We start from the raw sequence: 3,902 nt of genomic DNA, 5'->3' as shown, positions 1-3,902 counted from the left end.
GAAGGGCCGCGCTACCGACCTTATCCTTCGTATAACTTTTCAGTTCCACGATGCTGTCGTTCACCCTGTCAAACTTGGACACCTGCAGGGCGTCGCTGATCTCCAGGTCCATCTCCCCGGGAAGGTTTACCTTACGGGTGATCTTCGTAATGCGGCTCCTGCGGTAGCCGTCCTTGGGGAAATACTCGGCACTCTCCAAGCGCACACGCCGGCCGACAAACAAATCGACTCCCTGCTCCTCGATCCATACGTGATCGGTCGGAGCCTTGTAAGAGGCGATGTCCAGCCAATATTCCTTGTTATAGTCATCGACGGCTTTCCGGAATTCCTCCTCTGCCAGACGGTAATATTCATCCGGCATCCGGACGTTCCAAAGGATATAGGTATCCCCTGCCTTCGGAACGAGCTTGCCGCCCGGAAGCTGCGTGTCGTCGCCATAAGGCCAGATCGTGATGATCTCGAACTCACGGGTGGCGCTGTCGAAGTTCACCTCGAAATAATGGTCGTCCCCCTCCCCCAGCCCGGAAAGGTCGCCGCTCTGGAAGGAGACGCGTTTCGTCTCACCGGCCAGCTCGTAATCGTTAGGATCGAAATCCAGCCCTCCGTCCTTGAAGTAATAGACGGTAAAGGTCTTCCCTTCCTCGTCCTTTACCTCCTCACTGCGCACACTGCTTACCGTGCCCACTCGCCGGGGATAGATACCGCTGAAGGCGGCCTGCTCGTAATGGTCATAGATACCGTACTCGTCCACGCCCACCTCCACGTACTTCTTTTTTCCGGGGAGCATCAGACGGGGGCTGCCGTATTTCTCCGCGTCGATGTTCCGGCTACTCCCGATCGGGAAAAGGCGCGTATAGAACTTCTCCGTATTGCTCGTATCCCGCTCCAGGGAGATCAGCCCCTTGCCGTATCCCAACGTGATCTCCTCGCCGTGCTCGCAACGGCACACGTTCACCGTCTGCCCCTCGACCCACCATTCGGCCTTGCCTCCCACCTTGCCGGCGATCTCCTTCAGAGCCTGGTCGCAGTACATGCCCTCATAGTCGATCACGATAAGATCGGTACCGTCCACCTGCCCCACCTTCCAGTCGGTAATGTTACCCATGCCGTCATTGATGGCCTTCACCACCATCGCCACATGGTCACGGGGCGTGGCGGTCAGCGTGAACAGGGGGTTGGTGTCACCGTCGGTGGTCTCCAGCACCAAGAAACGTTTGATAAGGCTCTCGATGCCGTACAGCTTCAGGTTATACTCCCATTCACCCTCGCTCACCTGCTTCGGCGTGTAGCGTTCCGTCAGCCAGTACCGTTCACCCAGATAGTCCGTGTAGTCGTTCACGTCCAAGGGCACGAAGGCATAATAGCTGAACGACAGGGAAAGCACATTCTCTCCCTGCACTTCCTTGCTTTGCGTCGAGCTGTCGTTCACAGCCACGCCCGCACGCTTGGTTCCGGCTTTGTCATATATCGTTAGAAGCATATTCCAATAGCGTTTGAATGGTTATATAATCGGTACCGGCTCGCGGAACTTCACCTTGAATTTCCCAGCGTGGACCCCTTCCTGCCACAAATAGGTCAGCGGGGTGAACTTCGTGCAGTCGGCATACTTCACACGCAGTGTCAGATCAAGTTGGGGAAAACGGATGTCCAGCCAGCCGTCCTTCCCTTGTTTCAGAAAATTCACAAAGGCAAAGTACTGTTTCATCCAGCCTGCCTTGGTCTTATTGTACAAGGCGAAGTGCAGCGTCACGTCCCGCGCTTCATTCCGTGGGGTGAGCACGGCGCTGTATTTCTCCCCGTGCTCTTCCCGGATGGACACGGCGGTATCCTTCTTGGCCTTGCTCGGGGTCAGGATGGCCGTCAGGTTCTCCATGCCCCCGCGCCGGTCTTCCACCAGGAACACGCCGTATTCCGTCCAGATGTCCGTGCCGTTCACCAGCACCAGTCCGCTCAGTATATTGCCCATATCACTTCACTTTTAGTCCGTCACGTATCATTTTCTTTATCACTTCCTTCAGTTCGCCCAGGTGTCCGGCACTCACACCGGTGTTCTCGGCTATCCGGGCCAGGTGGCCTTCGGCCGTGTCCATCTTCTCCGACACGCTTTCCAGCTGGTCGTCCATGCTGCTCCAGTGCTGCAGCCCGCCGGTGAACATGCCCTCCAGCTTCGTACCCTGATCCTGCGTCATGGCCGTAAAGCCGCCCGCTTTCGCACTCTGGCTGGTACCGCCGGCTTCGGTCTTGTCGTAGCCCGTGGCTGCCGCCAGGTTGTCACGCAGGGCAAGGGCTTCGTCCACATACTTCATGTACTCTTCAGTCAACGCGTTCCGTTCCGCCTCGGTCAGTTCGTTGTCCTCCATGGCCTTGCCGAACTTCTCCCACCAGCCTTTCAGTTTTTCGCTGTACATCTCACCGATCTTGTTGCTCAGCATCGCCCGCATGAAGTACTCGGATATATCCTCCGCCGCATCCTTCGCGCCATACTTCATGTTCATCAGGTTGTCGATGAAGCTGCTGTACATACCGTCGAATGAAATGCCCGTCAGCCCTTCATACAGTTGGTCGGTCAGTTCCTCCAGCTTGCCGGCCTGGTCTATGTAGTCATCCAGCTTCTCGGTCAGTCGCCCGCCATAGCCGCCCTTACCGGTATTCTGTATCTGCGTCCACATGTCCACGTTGCTGCGCAGCGCCTTCATCTCCTCCGGGCTCAGGCTCCACAGGTTCCCGTCCCACCGGCGGCCGATCTGTCCGCTCAGTTTGTCTATCTGTGCCTGGCTGAAACCGCCCCAGTAGTAGTTCCACGAGTGGTGGCTTTTGCTGTAGCGTGCCTGTTCCTGCGCTATCTGCAGATAGTTTGCATTCGTCTCTTTCTGGTATTTGTAAGCATCCCGGTAAGCTTCCACCGATTTAGTCCCCTTGCTTGCATTGATGGTATCGGTCAGGTCCTCAATGGAGGTCTGCAGTTTCTCGTTCCGGTCTGTAAGGCGGTCTATAGCCGCCTGCACTTCCCTGGCGTTTCCGCCGATGCCGAACAGTTTGTTGAAACCTCCGAAAGACACCGTGTTCAGCAATCCCCCGATACCTTTCACAAGGGAACCGCCTATCTGTTTGAACAGGTCTCCGCTGAGGATATTGTCGAGTATTCCGGTTATCGCATTGAAAATGGTGTCTATCAATGATGAGATAATCGGGCCAATACCGTCTTTCAGCAAATCCAGTATGGAGAGGATGGCCGATATGATCTGCCCGATGACTCCGGCACTTGACAGGGTCTCGGACATCTGACTGATGGCATCACCGACCTTGCCTCCGATATTCAGTTTTGACAGACCGGTAAGCATATTCTGGATTCCTTCAAATGATCCCTGCAAGGTTCCGCTCGCAAAGCCGTGCAACCCGTCGGATACCATGTTCAACCCGTCAACCGTGTCCCGGGAGGCACTTTTCACCTCCCCGGCAAGCGCCTTCATTTCAGAGGTGGCGTTCAGGTATTCTTCGTCAGCTGAAACGCTGGACGATTGGGCCATTTGAAGAGCGATTTTGGTACGTTCTATTTCTGCCTGGTTACCGCTTTCAATAGCCTTGTTGTAATCGGTCTGCGCTGCTTTTAACCGGGCGAATGCCGCTTCCTGCTGCAGTTCCGCATTTTGCACGCGTGTTACGGCATCCCCCAAAGCGTGCATCTGCGTTTGCAGCCGGGCAAAATCCAATGTCCCGTTGCCACCGGGGAGCATGCTTTGAATACGTTCAATGGCATCGTAAACGACCTGCTGGTCTGCGGCTCCCGTTTTTTTGAACTCATCCGTCTTAACATACTGTTTAAGTTCGCCAAGCAGGTTCTTCATCTGGTCTGCAAGCAGACCGGTCAAATCCCCGAACGCTGCTCCCCAGTCTATCTTCTG

At 55.6% G+C, this 3,902-nt stretch carries 1 protein-coding gene and 2 pseudogenes; all 3 read right to left on the bottom strand.

Annotated features, from left to right (window positions below):
• A pseudogene (locus tag ABUA47_RS03150) lies at positions 1-1,480 on the bottom strand (hypothetical protein); the annotation flags it as partial.
• A gap of 21 nt (positions 1,481-1,501) precedes the next feature.
• Entirely contained in the window at positions 1,502-1,966 is a 465-nt protein-coding gene (locus ABUA47_RS03145; RefSeq protein ID WP_349824437.1) for a hypothetical protein, read from the bottom strand.
• A gap of 1 nt (position 1,967) precedes the next feature.
• A pseudogene (locus ABUA47_RS03140) lies at positions 1,968-3,902 on the bottom strand (viral A-type inclusion protein); the annotation flags it as partial.

This window comes from Bacteroides sp. RTP31139st1_H2_RTP31139_211217 (genome assembly GCF_040227615.1).
Taxonomy (GTDB): domain Bacteria; phylum Bacteroidota; class Bacteroidia; order Bacteroidales; family Bacteroidaceae; genus Bacteroides; species Bacteroides uniformis.
This window is presented reverse-complemented; position numbering and strand designations above follow the sequence as displayed.